At 67.4% G+C, this 18,235-nt stretch carries 14 protein-coding genes, 1 tRNA gene and 2 pseudogenes; 5 read left to right on the forward strand and 12 right to left on the reverse strand.

What is annotated here, in order from left to right:
- Positions 1–113: 113 nt before the first annotated feature.
- On the reverse strand, positions 114–2,000 hold the full coding sequence (locus tag NYP07_RS13575) for a site-specific integrase (RefSeq protein ID WP_268151307.1): 1,887 nt from the start codon (positions 1,998–2,000) through the stop codon (positions 114–116).
- Between the two features lie 324 nt (positions 2,001–2,324).
- Here NYP07_RS13575 and NYP07_RS13580 point away from each other — a divergent pair, with 324 nt between their 5' ends.
- The 3 genes from NYP07_RS13580 to NYP07_RS13590 all read left to right on the forward strand — a co-directional run bounded on the left by NYP07_RS13580 (position 2,325) and on the right by NYP07_RS13590 (position 4,833).
- Positions 2,325–2,963 (forward strand): hypothetical protein, encoded by a 639-nt coding sequence (locus NYP07_RS13580; protein WP_268151309.1) that lies wholly within the window; start codon positions 2,325–2,327, stop codon positions 2,961–2,963.
- A gap of 206 nt (positions 2,964–3,169) precedes the next feature.
- On the forward strand, positions 3,170–3,916 hold the full coding sequence (locus NYP07_RS13585; protein WP_268151311.1) for a type IV toxin-antitoxin system AbiEi family antitoxin domain-containing protein: 747 nt from the start codon (positions 3,170–3,172) through the stop codon (positions 3,914–3,916).
- Entirely contained in the window at positions 3,913–4,833 is a 921-nt protein-coding gene (locus NYP07_RS13590) for a nucleotidyl transferase AbiEii/AbiGii toxin family protein (RefSeq protein WP_268151313.1), read from the forward strand. The genes NYP07_RS13585 and NYP07_RS13590 overlap by 4 nt, the downstream gene beginning before the upstream one ends.
- A 46-nt stretch (positions 4,834–4,879) precedes the next feature.
- Here NYP07_RS13590 and NYP07_RS13595 read toward each other — a convergent pair whose 3' ends face one another.
- From NYP07_RS13595 to rsmB, 9 genes and pseudogenes are all read right to left on the reverse strand, one after another.
- Positions 4,880–6,040 carry a hypothetical protein gene (locus NYP07_RS13595; RefSeq protein ID WP_268151315.1) on the reverse strand — a complete coding sequence of 387 codons (1,161 nt, stop codon included), beginning with the start codon at positions 6,038–6,040 and terminating at the stop codon, positions 4,880–4,882.
- Positions 6,041–6,443: 403 nt separating this feature from the next.
- Positions 6,444–7,382 (reverse strand): hypothetical protein, encoded by a 939-nt coding sequence (locus NYP07_RS13605; RefSeq protein ID WP_268151319.1) that lies wholly within the window; start codon positions 7,380–7,382, stop codon positions 6,444–6,446.
- A 29-nt stretch (positions 7,383–7,411) separates the two neighbouring features.
- The gene (locus tag NYP07_RS13610; protein WP_268151320.1) at positions 7,412–8,794 is read right to left on the reverse strand and encodes a tyrosine-type recombinase/integrase; all 1,383 of its coding nucleotides are present in this window, start codon (positions 8,792–8,794) and stop codon (positions 7,412–7,414) included.
- Positions 8,795–9,187: 393 nt separating this feature from the next.
- Positions 9,188–9,263, reverse strand: a tRNA-Phe gene (locus NYP07_RS13615).
- Between the two features lie 68 nt (positions 9,264–9,331).
- Positions 9,332–9,517, reverse strand: a pseudogene (locus tag NYP07_RS24130) (helix-turn-helix domain-containing protein); the annotation flags it as partial.
- Between the two features lie 155 nt (positions 9,518–9,672).
- Positions 9,673–10,033 (reverse strand): annotated as a pseudogene (locus NYP07_RS24135) (response regulator); the annotation flags it as partial.
- Between the two features lie 168 nt (positions 10,034–10,201).
- A complete protein-coding gene (locus NYP07_RS13625; protein WP_268151324.1) occupies positions 10,202–12,490 on the reverse strand; it encodes a sensor histidine kinase in 2,289 nt (762 codons plus the stop codon).
- Between the two features lie 22 nt (positions 12,491–12,512).
- Entirely contained in the window at positions 12,513–13,079 is a 567-nt protein-coding gene (locus tag NYP07_RS13630) for a DUF4390 domain-containing protein (protein ID WP_268151326.1), read from the reverse strand.
- Between the two features lies 1 nt (position 13,080).
- Complete coding sequence (rsmB, locus tag NYP07_RS13635) at positions 13,081–14,394, reverse strand: 16S rRNA (cytosine(967)-C(5))-methyltransferase RsmB (RefSeq protein WP_268151328.1); 1,314 nt, start codon at positions 14,392–14,394, stop codon at positions 13,081–13,083.
- 43 nt (positions 14,395–14,437) lie between these two features.
- On the opposite strand from rsmB, the gene folE reads away from it, so the two are divergent.
- A complete protein-coding gene (gene folE, locus NYP07_RS13640; RefSeq protein ID WP_268151330.1) occupies positions 14,438–15,130 on the forward strand; it encodes a GTP cyclohydrolase I in 693 nt (230 codons plus the stop codon).
- Positions 15,131–15,270: 140 nt separating this feature from the next.
- Here the strand turns inward: folE and NYP07_RS13645 are convergent, their stop codons facing one another.
- Together NYP07_RS13645 and queC are read right to left on the reverse strand one after the other, a co-directional pair.
- The gene (locus NYP07_RS13645; RefSeq protein WP_268151332.1) at positions 15,271–15,834 is read right to left on the reverse strand and encodes a LemA family protein; all 564 of its coding nucleotides are present in this window, start codon (positions 15,832–15,834) and stop codon (positions 15,271–15,273) included.
- Positions 15,831–16,535, reverse strand: a complete 705-nt coding sequence (gene queC, locus NYP07_RS13650; protein WP_268151334.1) for a 7-cyano-7-deazaguanine synthase QueC — start codon at positions 16,533–16,535, stop codon at positions 15,831–15,833. Before queC ends, NYP07_RS13645 begins: the two co-directional genes overlap by 4 nt.
- 54 nt (positions 16,536–16,589) lie before the next feature.
- On the opposite strand from queC, the gene NYP07_RS13655 reads away from it, so the two are divergent.
- Positions 16,590–18,182, forward strand: coding sequence for a DUF4139 domain-containing protein (locus NYP07_RS13655; protein ID WP_268151336.1), 1,593 nt, complete (start codon positions 16,590–16,592; stop codon positions 18,180–18,182).
- Positions 18,183–18,235 lie beyond the last annotated feature (53 nt).

Here is an 18,235-nt window from a genome sequence, read left to right on the forward strand (position 1 = left end):
AAACCTTTGTTAACCGCCCAGCCGAGGGGTCCCCGCCTGCGGCAGCCTCCCCGAAGAATGCCATGCGGCGAGCACCCTGACGCGGCCTTTGGTCGACTGCACCGGAGCAGCACTCACATTCGCCGCAACGTCGCCCCTAGCAACTCGGTCATGCGGTTCGCCCCCTCCGAAGACCGTAGGTGCGCATAGTTCTTCTCCACAGTGCTCATCCGGTCGTTCAAGACGAGCGCAGCCGTCTTGAAGTCCGACAGGTCTGAAGCCTTGATGATGGCGGTCGCCACGAGGTGCCGGAAAGCGTGCGTGCCGATGCCTGCGCATCGCCATAGGTATTTGGCGGTCAAGTGCTCCACCCGCCTGGAAAGGTCGGTCCACGGCAGTGCCGGGTCTCTCACGGTGCTTCCATGACTCCCAGCCAGGAACACGTAGTCGGAATCGCAGCGCAGCATTCGGGGGCGATAGACCTTCAAGTACCGCTCGAGGTCTGACCAAGCCATCTGCTGCACAGGCATGTCGTATTCGTTGTCGCCCGCGGCACCACGCGTGTTTTTGAAGTGCCCTCGCTCAATTCGAAGCCACCAGGAGCCGTCCCCACGCTGATAGAGCTCCCCAGTGTTGTCTGCCCGCCAGGTCATTACCGCCAGATTGCGAAGGCGCAGCGGATTAGAGACCAGGAGCTTGATGAGCGCGACGTCACGCGCCCAAATGGCCTCTCTCATCGGAGCGCCACCGATGGGCCGGTCCGCTCGCAGGCGCTGCACCATGTCTGCAACCATCTCCAAAGGCTTCTCCAGGTCCAGGATGTGTCGCATCGGCGCGCGAGGGTCACGGGTTTGGACGCGTGAGCTTTGCGTCTTAACGGACATCGCGTTGAGAAGCTGGTATGTCTCCTCGCACATGCGTTGCCAGTCCCGCTCACGAAACTCGGGCGGCAGCGTGTCCTTCATGCTCGGGAGCTGCCAGAGGTAGCCAACGCTCGCCCGAAGCATGGAATTCGCTTTGGCGAAAAATTCAAACGCTGAGCCGTTGTACTTGCCTCCGCTACGTCGCACCATCCACCGGACATAAGCGTCGACCTTCTCCCTGACGGCGAGCCAGGCGAGGGTTTCAGACTGCTCCTTTGGCATGCCCAGGCCGCCGTGCTCGGGAGAAAGCGAAAGCCAGCCCAAATAAGCCGCGACTTTGGCCCAGGTCATGCGCGCGCTCGGAATTTCCACGCCATCAAGGTACTCAGCCCAAGAGCTCGGCGTCTCAGGACGGAACTCGAACGGCGCAGGCCGCCAACTTCCCCGGTTGCTTCTCAGCAAGACCGGATGGAAGTCTGTCTTGTATCGCACGAACTCCTGCCACTGGGCTCGCAACGGCGACTCAGGTTCGGGCTTGGCGAAGTAATGCAGGCTGGTGCGCTCGGACAGTTCGTCTCGGTATGAGACTGCCGGTGGCTGGCCAATGGGAACCACCCGCTCGCGGACACCGCGTCGGAATCCTGCCAAGGTCGCCAATTCGCCTTCGCTGATGCCGAAATGCCGCTCCACCTTGTAGATGTGCTTGAGGCTGCTGATGCGCGGCTTTTTCCCCTTCAGCCAACCGTAGACCATGTCGCGAGGGATGGTGAGCAGCTTGGCCAGCCGGTCGGCAGGGATGTCTTTCAGCAGGGCTTTGAATGCCTGGCTATAGGGCGGCAGGTTCTCGCCCGCCATGGCGCGCTCGGTATCGAGGCGGACGAGGATGTCCCGCCAGGGCCGAAGCGCGGCCAACGTGTTGGTGACGTTCCGGGGAGTCGTCCCTCGTTCGGCGAGGCCCTCGGCAAATTCTCGAAGCTTCTCGCTGAAGCTCACGCGGAATTCCGTTCCCACGGGGTCGTTCACCTCCAGGTGATTGTGGCGAAGGAACGAGCGCAGCGCTGCCGCCCGGTTCGCTGCGGTCTGCTGCTTGACGATGTCTTGTTGGACGAGGCGCTCCTGAATGTCCAGGAGGTCTTGGTAGGTGATGGGCTGAGCCACGGGCTTTCTCCGCGCCCGCACCCCTGAAGCTGTCGCCCGCGAAGCAGGAATTGGCGACGGCTCGAAATACCTGCGAACTTCGTAACCCAATGATTTTTCATAACTTTTCCTCACTTTGATATCCCACCCTTCTGATTTAAGGGAGGGACAAATGCAGGTAGTCAGATATTGGGTGCTCGCAGCGACAAGGGCTGGGCGAAATTTCACTTCGCCAAGCGTGTAGCGCGGACTTTTTAAATTCTCGTCAGCATCGACGAAAAATTCTCAGGGCGTCTGTTTCGCTGTCTATACGAAGTCCCTAGGCCATTTTTTTAAAAGGAAACCATGGATTTCGTAGACGAAATAGATGCAGTTAGCCGCGTGCGCGTAGGCGAGGTACTCGGACCGGAGGCTGTGCGTGCGCAAGGTGCTCAGTTCTTACCGCCGCTCGAAATGGAGTGCTTCAGTCTCGGTGTGAGCGTGCCGAACTGGCTCGTGTGCGCGCTTGAAGGCAATGCCGGTCGACTCACGCAGTTCGGCGTCATCCGCGCCAACGGTAGCTCGGACCTTTTTGGGTTCTGTGTCGCTCAATCGAAGGGAACGCAGCTGCGGGTATTGATGTCGCTGCATGCGGCGGACGTCCGGAAATATCTGCAGGACTGCTCACATCGTGGACGCTTGCATATGCTTCTCACGCCGGAAAACACCTCGCAAGTCTTGGCGCTTGAAATGCCGGGAAGATTCTCAAGCCCGGCGCTCTTGGCGAAGATTTTTGAAGATTGCCCGCTGGGGAAGACGAGTGCGGAGGCAGTCACCGAGCTCACGCGGTTGATAGCCGACGTCAACGCCGTGCCGTCGCTCTTTGAGGGCGTTCAGGTGACAGATGCAATCGCTGTTGTCATCGCTGACGTTGACCTCTTGCGAGCGCTACGGGCACTGCGAGACGCGGCTCTGGGGCAAGCTGGCTCGTCAGCCTGCCATTGACGGCGTCGCCGGGAGACTGCGTCATTCATAGGGAGCGCGGCCGCAGGCCTCGCTCCCTTTTCTTGCCCCGCCATCGGCAGCGGCTCCCGCGCCAGAGACGAGCCCACGAATGAAAAATTCCTGTTTGTTGGCGTTTGGAGCCAACTTCTCGGTCTACATCATTCATGCGATTTGCCACTGAATGAAAAATCCTCTAATGTTGCGACATGTCGTCAACAACCGACACCGTTTCATTCAAAGAGGTTCTCCGGGCCCACCCGAGAGGCGAGCCCCTCGGTACCGCCGCGCTCAAACGCCTTGGTGTCACCCCATTCCGCGCCTCGGCGCTGGCCCGCAGCGGCTGGCTCGACCACCTCGCCCGCGGCGTCTACATGTTGCCCGGAGACACCCTCAGCAGAGACGGCTCCCTGGCCTTCCTGGCCGAGCAGATTCCCGGACTTCATGTTGGCAGCAAGACGGCCCTCTCCTGGCGAGGCGTGCGGCAGAACATCGCCTTTCGCGAGACCTTGACCCTCTGGGGCGACCGCGCCAAACCCCTCCCCGCCTGGTTCACCCAGCGTTTTCAGGCGCGCTACCAAGCGACCCAGCTCTTCGACGACACGCTGCCCGTCGGGCTCGGCCTGCAACCGCTACCGAACGGCGACACCCGCGTCTTGGTGTCCGTACCCGAGCGGGCCCTCCTGGAGCTGCTGAGCGACCTTGGCAAAACCCAATCCCTGAGCGAAGCACGCGAGCTCGTCGAGGGCCTGCCCAACTTACGCCTCCAGGTACTGGATGAGCTGCTCTCGCACACCCTCCGCATCAAAGTGGTCCGAGCAGCAGCCAGCTTGGCCGCTGAGCTGAACCTTCCCTGGGCCGCCATGGCCAAACAGCACAGCCTGCGCATCGGCGGCGGCACCCGCTGGATTGCGGTGTCCAAGACCGGTGAGCGCCTGGACTTCAAAAAACCATGACCGACGACTACATCGCCACCGTCCGCTTGCTGCTGGACATCGCCCCCACCGTGTTTCGTTCGGGCCTCTTCGCGATGAAGGGCGGCACGGCCCTGAACCTGTTCGTGCAGGACATGCCTCGCCTCTCGGTCGACATCGACGTCGTCTTTGTCGACCACGCGCCGGACCGCGAGGCCGCGCTGGCCGCCATTGGTGCCGAACTTCGCAATGTTCAGCAAGCGCTCCAAGACCGTGGGCTGGTCGTGCGTTTGCCGGGCAACGCGCAAGGCGACGAGGTGCGGTTGTCGGTCAATGGCCCCAACGCCCAGGTCAAAGTGGAGGTGAACTTCGTCTTCCGGGGCACGGTGTTGCCCGTCCAATCTCAACCCTTGGCACTCAGCGCGCAGGACTTGTTCACAACGAATGTGTCGCTGCCCGTCCTCGCCCCCGCGGAGCTCTATGGCAGCAAGCTCGTGGCAGCCATGGACCGCCAACACCCCCGCGACATCTTCGATGTGATGCACATGTTGCAGCGCTTCGGATGGACGGCCGAGGTGGTCGACTGCTTTGTCGCCTACCTGGCCGGCCACAACCGGCCCGTGCACGAAGTTCTCTTTGGCCCCGCGAAGTCTTTGGAGCCCGCGTTCACGAACGAGTTCGTTGGCATGACGCGAGACGAAGTGCCCCTTGCGATGCTTGCAGAGACCCAAGCCCAGCTGCGCCACGAGCTGCCTCGGCAACTCGCCCCTCGTCATCGCGAGTTCCTGCTGTCGTTGGTGCGCGGCGCCCCCGATTGGCCCTTGATGCCCTTCGAGCAGCTCCAGGACCTGCCCGCCATTCGCTGGAAGCTGCAGAACCTCGCCACCCTCAAGAAACGCAACGCCGCCCGGTTCGGAGAGCAAGAAAGCCTGCTGGCCCATGGCTTTGACACGCTGTAGTGCGCCAGTGCACCCTATCGCAGGCCACAAAGCGCCAGCCCAACCCTTACACGACGGGCTTAACGAAGGGCCCCAACCACGAGCACGATTCGGGCGGCTCTCGCAGCGCTGAGACGCGTCTGTCCATCGGATTCATCTCCGCCACGAGTTCCGTCGCCAGGTCCAACCATGCCCGGGCCTCCGGCGGGAGCTCGGTGTCACCGATGGCCACCGACAACGCCTGCAGATAGCCTCCAAGGTCAACAGCGTGTCGCCAAGCCTGAGCCTCCTTGGCGAGTCCTTCCGCAAAGTTCTTGCGTTGCTGGCGGCGCCGCTCGGCGGCTTCTCGGATGGCTCGCTGCTCCGCCCAGTGTCGGGCTTGGGCCTCACGCTCCTGACGCAAGCGCACGGTGGCCTCGCCCGCCGCGACGATGCCGTGAGCGATGGCCGCAAGCTTGTTCTCCAGCCGGTCACGCGTGCCGTCGCCCCAGCTCTTACGCCCGGCGTAGTGCCCTTCCAAGCTGAGCCTCAACTGTCCATTGAACTTGTAGTCGTATTCGCGCCTGTCGAAGTAGCTGTGCGGCGACGGTTTGACCGGCCTCTCAATGCGTCGATGGCCCTCCGTCAGGCTCACCCCGAGCAGCTCGCCCTGGACGCGGATGGCGACCCGCTTGCCTTCCTTGTCATGGACCAGCGCAGCACCGACTTGAGGCAAGACGCGTTCGAGGGCATCCAAACTAAGCGCGGCGCGACGAACCGTCTGCGCCGACAGACTGCAGCGCACCACCTGGGCTGAGCCGCAGCCCAAAAAGCCACTGGCCGTCGGTTTCGCTTTCGAGAGCGCAGCAAGCGTCGCAGCGGCCACGGGCGCCAAGACCTCGGCCTCCGAATCGCGCACGGTGACGGCCACCGCTGGCGCAGGAACTGATGCCTCCGCCACGGCGGGGAGCCGGTGCTGCTGAGCGTTCAGCGTCACCATCTCATCGCCCGAACCAGACAGCGGTGGACGCGACACGGTTTGTCCATGCCGCACCTTGGCCCAGTAGCCCACGGGCGGAGTCGGAACGCCGTGCTTTCGGCAGGCCTTCGACAACCCGACGTCCGAGATATCAAACTCCTTCGCCAAGATGCGAATCGGTGTGTGCCACACGCGTTGATAGAGGTCCCTGCGAGAAATTTGCATCCACGGCTCCGCGCTGAAAGCACCCTGGCACGGGATGAAATCCATTCGGCCGCACCCGCCCGTCCCTGGGGCTGACGGCATTTTCGTGAAGAGCCCTTCGACCCTCACCAATGGCACGCAGCCCAGACTGGATGCGGCAACACGGCTCAAGACGAACGGCGGGATAAACATCAGCGCCTAAACGGGACATCACCTGTTTTTCATGAGGCCACCCGCGATGTCCACTGCTACTTCCCCCATCCTGCTTAAAAAGGCCGAGGTCTGCCAACGCCTGTCGATGTCTGTCCGTGCCCTGGAAGGCAAGGTCAAGGAGGGCGCATTCCCTCCCCCAGTTCGCCTAGGCAAGCACGTCTACTGGAGTGAACTTGCGGTCAACGCGTGGAAGGCGCGCATGTTTGGGCCGCAGGAGGCATGGCGCCCCCGCTAAGGCACGTGTTGGCTGGCGCTCTCAGCGAGCCCAGCCTAAGTCACGCAGAAGGAAGGCAAACGCTTCGAGCGCAAACAAGCCGTCCGCTTCCGTCACCGGCGGCGTGCCCAGCCGGACCTGCTCGTTCGGCTTCCCACGTGGATGCAGCATGCGGATGATGTCGGCCGCGCTGCGCCGAAGCTTGGCTTGCTCGGGCAAAGCGGCAACGACCTCCCCCAGGTCCTTCTCAAGCAGGTCCCGGGCCTTCCCCTGCTCGACCAGCATTTCCGCCAGCACCACCGTCGCCGCCGCCCGGCACAAGTCCACCAAAGCAATGCCACTCTGACGATGGGCGGCGTCCACCACTTTGGCGACCGCCTCGGTCACTCGCTTGCGAGCAGCGGCCGGGATGGCCTCGGTCAGCAACTCCGGCAAGAAGCCAAAGTTCAAGCGCGCCTTCAGGGTCACGACATCGTGGTCATGGTCCGCGCGCTCCACCGCGACGACGCTCCATGCCGTCACAGCAGGTTGGGCGCCAAGAACCACCACAGGTTCCGGCGAGGGCCCCAGCCGCTCCACGAGCCGCGTCATCGGCACGAACGTCAGCAGCGACAGGTTCACTTGGCCCGCGCCGTTTTTCGTCTTGCTCGCATCGCTGGCCGTCGGATGTGGATGGACCCACCACAGCGCCGGTTGGCCTGCACTCAGACTGGGCTCGTAGAAGCGACCGCGCCGAATGCGCGACACGGGGTCGAAGAAGTCTTCTCTGAAGACCACCGAGGCGTTGCGCAGCGCGCCCGTATTGGGCACCTGGGCCCAGTCTTCGGGTTCACGAATGAACGTCGCACGCAGCAACAGAGGTGCGGGCCACAGGCCATGCCCGAAATTCGAGAGGCCCTCGTAGACGAGGTTCGTGTTCGGGTCGATACCAATCATCAGGCGGGGTGCAGGCGCAAGAGCAACAAAAAGCAGGGCACGCATGGTAGCGAGCGCCTGCCCTCGTTCAGCGCTCACCGTCGGCCAGACCACGCACCGCGACGCGCGCGGAAATCCAGTCGCACCACATTGCCCACGGTATCGACGCCTGTGTCACTCACGCTATCGGCGGGCGGCATTGAATGCACCGGGGCTTCCTCGGCCGGCGTCGTGGCTGCTGCGGCTGGTGCTGCAGCAAGGGGCTGCGGCGCATGCAGCACGGCCACCACGTCGCTGGCCTTGACGTTCACGTAGCGCTCCAGCTGCGACAAGGTCTTGTGCCCCGTCAGCGCCCTCACCAAGAAGATGTTGCCGGTCCGCAGCGCCATGCGCGTGGCCGCCGTGTGCCGCAGGTCGTGAATACGCAGGTCGGCGATGCCCGCGCGCTCACAGGCCCGCTTCCACGCCGCCTTGAGCGACTCGTAACTCATCTCGACGATGGGGGCGTCGGGGTCGGGAGGATTGAGTCGGGCGAGCTCCTTCAAGGCCTCGATGGCCTTGGGCGAGAGCGGGACGTCGCGCATCGAATTCTTTGAATCTCGCAGCTTCAGCAGCTTGCTGTCCCAGTCGACATCCTTCCAGCACGCGTACTCCAGCGGCTCGCCGCTGCGCATGGCCGTTTCCGTGAGCAGGGTCATGGTGGGGCCAACCAATTGGTTGCGGCATTCCTGAATGGCTTCGTCCAATCGCCGCTGCTCGTCGGCGGACATCACGCGGTCGCGACCGTTGTCGACCTTGGGCATCTTCAGCCGGATGGCAGGGTTGGCCTCCGGCTCGCTCCAGCACCACACATGACGCATGTAGTTGAAGCTGCCTCGCAGGAGCGCCCGCTCCAGCTGCAAGGTGGCCGGTTTTCGGGCCTTGCGCAGCTCGTCCATCAGCTCCTGCACGTCGTAGGGCTGAATGTCGCAAACCTTCATGCCCGCCAAGCGCGCACGCACGGCGTCTGCTCGCGCCGTCTCGCTGGCCTGCTCGTTGCGATGCTGGGTGAGCCCTCGAGGGATGGCGCGTGCCTCTTGCGGGGGCACCAGCGCCACCTTGAAGTACTGACGCTCCCCTGCGGCTTGCTCCGGCGCTTCGCCTTCAGCCGAGGCCTGTACCGTGCACTTGGTGACCTTGAGCGTGGCGAGTCCCGCTGCACGCAGATAGACGTTGATGCGCCGGGCCTCTTGGACGGCGCCCTTCAAGAACGGGAGACGGTCGCAAGCCATGTCCTGCAGAGCCTGGGCCAGCGTCGTTCGGCGCGGCCCCAAGCCCTTGGGGCGGCCACGCTCGCTCAGCGGCTTGAGCAGCTTCTCCATGGCCTTCTCGGCCGCAGCCTTGGTCGCCTTGCCCGACACGTAGAAGTCCTGCCCAAAAACGCGTCGACGCAGGGACCAGCCAATGCCTTCCTTGCGCGGCTCAGCTTGCTTAGCCATGACGCACCTCCGTCGAGGTAGCGCCAGACATGGCCAGGGCGGTGGCAAAAAATCGCGAGCCGGCGGCCGCGAGCGAAACGGATGTCCTCATGACAACTCCAATTACCTAGGAGTTGCGTGTATTCAGACGGGTTTATTCCTGGGCTCGAAACCGCCCTCTCGCGTGAATTCCTTCACGGAGTGCGGCCACCGCGGCTGCGTTTTCAACCCTGCGCGTCCTGCGCAGCGAAGCGCAAACAAGCGCAGCACCACGCGGGCAATGTCGCTGGCGCGCAGTGTCGGCCTGTTGCATTGCCAGACGAGTGCCAGAAACAGGGGTTTTAAACGCAAAACGGCGACCACTTTCGGGGCCGCCGTTTACGCTAAGTCCTTGTTGGTAAAGGACTTGTGTTCTGGTGGCCTGGGGCGGAATCGAACCACCGACACGCGGATTTTCAATCCGCTGCTCTACCAACTGAGCTACCAGGCCTTGTTCTGGTCACCTCAACGCGTACCGCGTTTCAGCGAAGTCCGCGACTATAGCACAGCGCCCGTCGGTCAGCCGCCCGCGCCGCGCTTGTTGCGGCTGAGGTCGACGCCGAGCTGCTTGAGCTTGCGGTAGAGGTGGGTGCGCTCCAGGCCGGTCTTCTCGGCCACGCGGGTCATGGAGCCGTTTTCCTTGGCGAGGTGGAACTCGAAATAGCTCTTCTCGAAGGCGTCGCGCGCCTCGCGCAGCGGGCGGTCGAGTTCGAAGCTCTGCTCGGACGCGAGCATGCCGCCGCCGGCCATGTGGCCGGACAGGTTCACGCCATGGCTGGGCACCGCGGGCAGGCCGCTGGGCTCGGGGCGGGCATAGCTGGGCAGGCCGGCCGCGGCGGGCGCGGGGCGCGGCGGCGCGGCCTTGACCAGGGCCTGCTCGACGGCGCGCAGCAGCTTCTGCAGCGTGATGGGCTTTTCGAGGAAGGCGATGGCACCGAACTTGGTGGCCTCGACCGCCGTGTCGATGGTGCCGTGGCCGCTCATCATGATGACGGGCATGGTCAGCAGGCCGGCGCCGCCCCATTCCTTGAGCAGGGTCACGCCGTCGACGTCGGGCATCCAGATGTCGAGAAGCACGAGGTCGGGGCGCATGCGCTCGCGCACCGCCCGGGCCTGGGTGGCGTTCTCGGCAAGCTCGATGGTGTGCCCCTCGTCGCTGAGGATTTCGGACAACAGGGCGCGGATGCCCAGTTCGTCGTCGACAACAAGAATGGTGGCCATGAATCCTCAGAAGCTGTGAATGAATCCCGCGCGGCCGAGCGGGCCGCCGCGACGTTGCCAGTCAAGGCGCAAAGCGGAATCGCAGCGCGGGCTGCGGTGAGCATTTGCAACGCCGGATGGCGGCGTTGCGGGGTCACGAGCGGTCGTGTGGGGTTCGTTCACAGCTTCTCAAGTCTTGGCGCCCTGTGCACCGGGCTCGGTGGCAGGCGCCAGATTGGAAAATGATAGCGAAACTTGCGCGCCGATCACGGCGGCCTCGTGGCCGTCGTCCGGGGGAGAACCCGCATCGGGAGCGGGATGCAGGTTGCGCAGCGCGATGCTGGCGCCGTGCTCGTCGGCAATCTTCTTGACGACGGCCAGGCCCAGGCCTGTGCCCTTGGTCTTGGTCGTCACATAGGGCTCGAAGGCGCGCTTGAGCACCTTCTCGGCGAAGCCGTGGCCGTTGTCGATGATGTGCAGGCGCACGGCGCGCGGCGCGCCGGCCTCGGTCAGCGACAGCGAGGTGCGCACGACGACGCGGCCGTCGGCGCGGTCGTGCACGGCGTCGAGCGCGTTCTGCACGAGGTTGTGGATGACCTGGCGCAGCTGGCTGGCATCGCCCTTGATGAAGGGCAGGCGCGGCGCCAGCTCGGCCGTGAGGCCGCCCTTCTCCTGCGCCTCGGCGTAGAGGCTGAGCACCTCCTGGACGAGGGCGTTGAGGTCCAGGGGCTTGAGCTGGGCCGACGGCAGGCGGGCATAGTCGCGGAACTCGTTGACGAGCTGCTTCATCGCCTGCACCTGGTTGACGATGGTGGCCACGGAGCGCACGAGCATGCCCTGGTCGGCGCCTTCGAGCTTGGCTTCGAGCTTGTGCTGCAGGCGCTCGGCGGAGAGCTGGATGGGCGTCAGCGGGTTCTTGATCTCGTGGGCCAGGCGGCGTGCGACCTCGCTCCAGGCCGCCGAGCGCTGGGCCGAGACGATCTCTGAGATGTCGTCGAAGACGACGAGGCGGGCGCGCTGGGGCAGCGGCGCGCCGCGCACCAGCAGGGTCAGCGGGTCCTGCTTGGGGTCGAGCTGCAGCTCGAAGGACTCCTGCCAGAGCTCGCGGTCCATGTCGCGCTCGGCGGGGTCGGGGCCGAGGTGCTGGGCGAAGCGCCGGTCCAGCGCGGCGGCGAACTCGGCCAGGCCCGGCACGTCGGCCAGCGGCCGGCCGGCATAGGCCGACAGCGGCAGGCGCAGGATGCGCGTGGCGCCGGGGTTCACGGTCTCGAGGTGGCCCGCCGCGTCCAAGACGAGGACGCCGGCGGTCAGGTTGTCGAGGATGGTCTGCAGATGGGTGCGGGCGCTCTCCAGCTCGGCCACGCTGCGCTGCACCTGCTCGCGCGCGTCGGACAGCTGCTCGGTCATGTCGGCGAAGGAGCGGGTCAGGCCGCCGAGCTCGTCGCGCGACGCGAGCACGGGCCGCACGGACAGGTCGCCCTGGGCCACCTGGCGCATGCCGTCGGCCAGCATCAGCAGCGGCCGCGCGAGCTGGTTGCCCAGCGTGACGGCCAGCAGCAGGGCCGCGAACACGGCGAGGATGAGCACCAGCGTCAGCGTGCCCAGATACATGCGGCGCAGGCCGACGCGTTCCAGCGAACGCTGCTGGTATTCGCTGTTGGCGGCCTGCACGGCCAGCGCGTTGCTGAGCATGCTGGCCGGGATGCGCTGCACCACCATCAGATAGCGCTCGCCCAGGCCCAGGCGCAGCTCGGTGTTGGGCAGCAGGGCCAGCGCGCGGACCTGGGCGCCGCCCCGCAGGGCCTCGGTCTCGTCCTCCAGGCCTTCGAGCTGGCTGGCCGGCACGCCGCCGCGGGCCCGCGTCAGCAGGCCGTCGCTGGGCCGGTCGGGCGTGAGCTGGCGCGTGTCGCCGCCGCTCTCGAGCAGGATCTGGCCGCGGCCGCCGACGATGGCGACGGTGCGCGCGCCGAGCTTGTCGCGCAGGCGCTCCAGCGCGAGCAGCTGGGGCGTGTTGGCGTCGGAGAGCTGGTCGGCGGCGTCGCGGGTCTTGGTGCCGAGGTCGGCCACCAGCGCGTCGAGCGTGCCGCGGCCGAGGTTGAGGCCGGCCTCCAGCGCGGTGGCGAGCTTGACGTCGAACCAGGTCTCGATGCTGCGGTTCACGAACTGGTAGGACACCGCGTAGATCATCACGCCGGGCACGACGCCGACGAGGGCGAAGATGCCGGCCAGCTTGAACAGCAGCCGGCTGCCGAAGCGGCCCCGGCGCACGCGCATGACGAGGCGCACCGCGGCGACCAGGATGACCAGGGTCAGCACGGCGGCCACCGCCACGTTGACCCAGAACAGCCAGTGATAATGGCGCTCGAAGAAGCCGCGCTCGCTGGTCGTGCCGACGGACAGCAGGAAGGCCAGCACGCCGGCCACGCCGGTCAGGGTCACCAGCGTGATGACCCAGCCCCATCGCGCGGTTCTGGTCATGCGGCCCTGCGCTCGACCCGGTTCACGGCTTCAGCGCGAAGTCCGCGCCGAACTGGCGCTTCTGGTCCACGCTCAGCGCGAAGCCCGCCTGCAGGCCGATCTGCATCGGCCGCGGCAGCTGGCTGACGTCCAGCCGGTAGCTGAATTCGAGGTAGTAGCTGCCGCCGTCCTCGATGTCCTTGGGCTCGGCGACGCGCCAGCCGCTCTGGCCGCGCAGCGCGGTCATGGCCTCGTCCAGCGTCGCGAAGCTCTGGTGCAGGCCGCCGGTGGAGACGCGGTACTGCCGGGTCAGCGGCTGCCAGGCCAGGCGCCAGCTGCGTTCGGTCTGGGCGACGCGGGCGTCGCGCCAGTACCAGCGGCTGCGCAGCACGGTGGCCTCGGCGACGAAATACAGCGGCACGCCCTTGTGCAGCGCGTCCTCGGCGGCACGGCTGAGCTCGAAGCGGGTCGAGAAGCTCAGCTCCAGGCCGTCGTCGACCCGGTGCGTGGCCAGCTGGGCCAGCTCCACGCCCTCGGCCCGCGCTGCGCCCGGCATCAGGGCGATCAGTGCGGCAAGCCAGGCAACGATGACGGCGCGAACGAGGGTCAACTCAGGGCTTCAGGATCAGGGCGTAGAAGAAGCCGTCCAGGGACGACGGGCTGGCGGCATTGTCGGCCAGGGGGAGCAGATGGCCCGTGAAGCCGGGCACGGCCACGCTGCTGGCATCGGGCCGGCGTTGCAAAAACGCGTCGAGCTGGGCCTGGCCCTCGGCCTTGAAGACCGAGCAGGTCGCGTAGACGAGGCGGCCGCCCGGCGCGAGCAGCGGCCACAGCGCGTCCAGCAGCTCGGCCTGCACCTGGGCCAGCGCCGCGATGTCGTCGGGCCGGCGCAGCCAGCGCACGTCGGGGTGGCGGCGCACGATGCCGGAGGCGCTGCAGGGCGCGTCGAGCAGGATGGCGTCGAAGGGGGTTCCGTCCCACCAGCTGGCGGTCTGGCGCGCGTCGGCCGCCTTCAGCGTGGCCTTTTGCTGCAGGCGGTTCAGGTTGTCCTGCACGCGGACCAGGCGCTGCGCGTCGGCGTCCAGCGCGGTCAGCTGCAGGTCGGGCTGCAGTTCGAGCAGATGGGCGGTCTTGCCGCCGGGCGCGGCGCAGGCGTCGAGCACGCGCGCGCCCGGCCGCAGGCCGCTGCCGACGACCAGCGGCGCGGCGAGCTGGGCGGCGGCGTCCTGCACCGACACCAGCCCCTCGGCAAAGCCCGGCAGGGCCGACACCGGCACGGGCTTGCCGAGCACGACGGCCTGAGGCGTGGGCGCGCCCAGCGCGCGCGCGCCGATGCCGGCCTCGGCCAGGCGCTCGACATAGCCGGCCGCCGTCGCGCGGCCGGCATGCACGCGCAGCGTCATCGGCGGCGGGCGGTTGTTGGCGGCCAGCAGGGCCTGCCACTGCGCGGGCCAGTCCTGGCGCAGCTTTTCTATCCACCAGGCCGGGTGGCTGAAGGCGCCCTGCGGGCTGTGCTCGGCCGCGCTCACGAGGGCCTGGCGCTCGCGCAGGAAGCGGCGCAGCACGGCGTTGACGAAGGCCGCGCTGGCCGGCGCACGCTGCCTGGCGGCGTTGACGGCCTGGTCGACCAGGGTGTGGTCGGCATAGGCCGGCTCGGGGTCGGGCCACAGCAGGGCCAGCGCAACCAGCAGCAGCGCATCCACGCGCGGCGGCGGCGCCTTGGGCGCGAGCTGCTGGCGCGCGGCCTCGGCGGAGCCCAGGCGGCGCAGCGCCGCGAAGGCCAGGGCCTGGGTGCCGGGGCGCAGCTCGGCCGGCACGCGGGCCAGCAGCTCGGTGAGGGAGCGGCCCTCGCGCACGCCCTGGACCGCATCCGCGGCCTGGGAGAGCAGCCGGTGCAGGGGGGCAGACTGGGGGCTTTGGGACATGGCCGAAGTGTAGAAGTGGGCTTTCGCCCGAGAATCCGCGCCCATGAATGCACCCGCCGCCGACGCCCCCGTTTCTGAGCGCATCCGCTACCGCCTCGTGTCGGCCGGCTGCCGCCACCACGCCAACGACAACATCGCCGCCTTCATCGAGCCCGGCGAGCTGGACGCGCTGCAGGAAGAAGTGCAGGCCAGGATGCAGGCCGTGCTGCAGAGCCTGGTCATCGACACCGACAGCGACCACAACACGCAGGAGACGGCCAAGCGCGTGGCCAAGATGTTCGTGCGCGAGGTCTTCGCCGGCCGCTACGTCGAGGCACCGCCGGTCACCGAATTCCCCAACGTCAGCCGCCTCAACGAGCTGATGATCGTCGGCCCGATCACGGTGCGCAGCGCCTGCTCCCACCACCTCTGCCCGGTCCTCGGCCGGGTGTGGGTGGGCATCATGCCCAACGAGCACTCCAACCTGATCGGCCTGTCCAAGTATGTGCGGCTGACCGACTGGGTCATGAACCGCCCGCAGATCCAGGAAGAGGCCGTCATCATGCTGGCCGACGAGCTGGAGCACCGCGTGAAGCCCGACGGCCTGGCCGTCGTCATGGAGGCCGACCACTTCTGCATGCACTGGCGCGGCGTGAAGGACAACCAGGCCGCGATGACGAACAGCGTCATGCGCGGGGCCTTCCTCACCGACGCCAACCTGAGGCGGGAGTTCCTGGCGCTGATGCCGAAAAAGTGAGCCCCTCGTCCAGTCTCGCCCTGCTGAACGCAGGCGAGTCTGGACGGCCCCCTGGGGGACGGCGATGCTCACGGGGGTGGCCCCGTTCGCACATCGCCAGACGGGCCGGCTTGGGGCGGCCCGGCGCTCGGCCCGAACGCCTACAGAGAACGCGCCTCGGTGAAGCCGTAGAGGTTCGCCAGGATGCGGGTCGGGAACTGGTGCAGGGCCTCGTTGTACTGGCCGACGGCCTGGTTGAAGACCTGGCGCGTGAACGCGCGCTGGCGTTCGATGAGCTTGAGTTCGCTGACCAGCGCGTCGATGTCGGTCTCGCTGCGCAGCTCGGCCTGGTGGTCCAGCAGCGACAGCAGGCGGGTCAGCGCCGCCGCATGCAGCGCGCTGGCCACCGCGAGGCTGCCGACCGGGTCGGGCGCCCAGGGCCGGGCCCGCGAGGCCTGGGCGGCGGACTGCGATTCGGCCTGGGCGCTGGCCAGCGCGTCGAAGGTGGCCTGCTCGCTGGGCAGGCGCGGCGCGACGGCGGCCAGCAGCTTGTCGCAGGCTTCGCCGCGGGCCTTGAGGTGGGCGTCGAGTTGCGCGAAGGCCTCGCCGATGGCATTGCGCAGCGACATCAGCCGGTTGTAGGCGCCCACGCCCCAGAAGAACAGCAGCGCCGCCGCGATGACGCCGGCCGTCTGCCAGTTCAACCAGTTCAGCCAGGCCGTCATGCCGCGGCCCGGTAAGCGGCGAAGCCCTTGGCCCGCAGCGCGCAGGCCGGGCAATGGCCGCAGCCGCGGCCCCAGTCGTGCAGCGCGCCGCGCTCGCCGAGATAGCAGGTGTGGGTGTCCTCGACGATGAGCTTCACGAGAGCCACGCCGCCCAGGCCCTCGGCCAGGCGCCAGGTGGCGGCCTTGGTCGTGAACATCAGCGGCGTCTCCAGCGTCATCGGCGCGTCCAGGCCCAGGCTCAACGCGACCTGCATGGCCTTCATCGTGTTGTCGCGGCAGTCCGGGTAGCCGGAAAAGTCGGTCTCGCACATGCCGCCCACCAGCACCGACGCGCCGCGGCGGTAGGCCAGCGTCGCAGCGAAGGTCAGGAACAGCAGGTTGCGGCCCGGCACGAAGGTGTTGGGCAGGCCGTTGGCCTGCAGCTCGATGGCGCGCTCGCTGGTCAGCGCCGTGTCGCTGATCTGCCCCAGCACGGCCAGGTCCAGCAGATGGTCGGCGCCAAGCCTGCCGGCCCAGTGCGGGAACTGGCGCGCGATCTGTTCGCGCACCGTGTTGCGGCAGTCCAGCTCGACGCGGTGGCGCTGGCCGTAATCGAAGGCCAGCGTCTCGACCTCGGCATAGCGGTTCAGGGCCCAGGCCAGGCAGGTCGTGGAATCCTGGCCGCCGGAAAAAAGCACGAGCGCTTTGCGGGTGTCTTGCATGGGCGGAATGCTACCTTTGCCGTCCCATCCAAGCGGGCTGAGAGCCCCTCCGCCATGAAGAACGCGCCCCTGCTGACCGCCGCCCTGCTCTGCGCGCCGGCCGCCTTCGCCCAGCCGCCCTCGTCCGGCCGCATCGACGAGGTCCTCGTCTACCCCGGCGGTGCCCAGGTGACGCGCCTGGCCACGGTGGCCGCCGGTGCGCGCGAGCTGGTGCTGAACTGCCTGTCGGCCCGCTTCGATCCCGACTCGCTGCAGATCGACGCGCCGGCCGGCGTCAACCTCGGCCCGGTGCAGCTCGAGACGCTGCCGCGCGAGCGCGCTCCCGAGTGCGCGACCAGCCCGCTGGACGACAACCTGCGCAAGCTGGAAGGCCAGCGCGACGTGCTGACGGCCGAGTCGAGCGCACTGGAGGCCAGCCTTGGCTACCTGAAGGCGCTCGGCTCGGGCGACGCGAAGGCGACGCCGGCCGCCGGCATCGCGGCCACGGCCGACAGCATCCGCCGGGCGGCGCAGGACGCGCTGCTGCGCCAGGGGCAGATCCGCCGCCAGCTGGAGGAGCTGGACAAGCAGATCGCGCCGCTGCAGGGCGAGCGCGAAAGGCTGGTCGCCGCCAACCCGCAATGGCGCAGCCTGCGCCTGCGGCTGTCCACGGCCAGGGAGGCGGAACTCCGGCTCCACTACCGCGTCAACCAGGCAGGCTGGGCGCCGAGCTACCGCGCGCTGCTCGACACGGCCAGCGGCGCGCTGACGCTGGAGCGCCTGGCCCAGGTGTCCCAGCAGAGCGGCGAGGACTGGAAGAACGTGAAGCTGCGGCTGTCGACCGCCCAGGCGGCCCAGAAGGTCGGCCAGAACCCGCCCTGGCCCTGGCTGCTCGATCTCGCACGACCTGCGGTGATGGCCCCGCCGAAGATGGCACCGCTCCCGGCACCCGCGCCGGCCATGGCGATGCAGTTGGCCGCGCCGGGCTCGCGCGCCGCGGCCGAGCCCGAGGCCGAACGCTTCGACCCCAGCGTCTTCCAGGGCAGCCATGCCACCGAGTTCGCGCTGCCGCTGCGCGTCAGCGTCGACAGCGGCACGCAGCGCGCCAGCCTGGCGCTTGGCAGCGAGAAGCTGCAGGCCCAGGTGCTGGCCCGCGTGCAGCCGCAGAGCGAGGCGGCGGCCTACCTCGTCGCCGACCTGGCCCGGCCCGCAGGCTCGTGGCCGCGCGGCACGCTGCAACTGGTGCGCGACGGCGCGCTGGTGGGCAGCAGCACGCTCAACATCGCCGGCGGTGGCGAGCGCCTGGAGCTGCCCTTCGGCCGCGACGACGCCGTGCGCGTGCAGATCGAGCCCGAGCAGCGCAATGCCGGCAACACCGGCTTCATCGGCGCCCGTGCCGAGCACCGCTACACCCGCGGCTACGTCGTCGAGAACCGCCACACGGCGGGCACGGTCGCGCTGCAGGTCGTCGAAGCCGCACCGGTGTCGCAGCACGAGGACATCAAGGTCCAGGCCCAGTTCAGCCCGGCGCCGGCCACGCAGGCCTGGCGCAGGCAGCCGGGCCTGGTGCTGTGGGAGCAGCCGCTGGCGGCGGGGCAGAGCCAGCGGTTCACGGCGGATTACGTCATCAGTGCGCCGAAGGAGGCGCAGGTGACGGGGTTGCGTTGACGCAGCCAGCTTTGCTTTGGGTTGCTTTCGCGAAGAGCCCTTCGACGCTCTGC

It is taken from the genome of Pelomonas aquatica (assembly GCF_026712205.1).
Lineage (GTDB): Bacteria > Pseudomonadota > Gammaproteobacteria > Burkholderiales > Burkholderiaceae_C > Pelomonas > Pelomonas aquatica.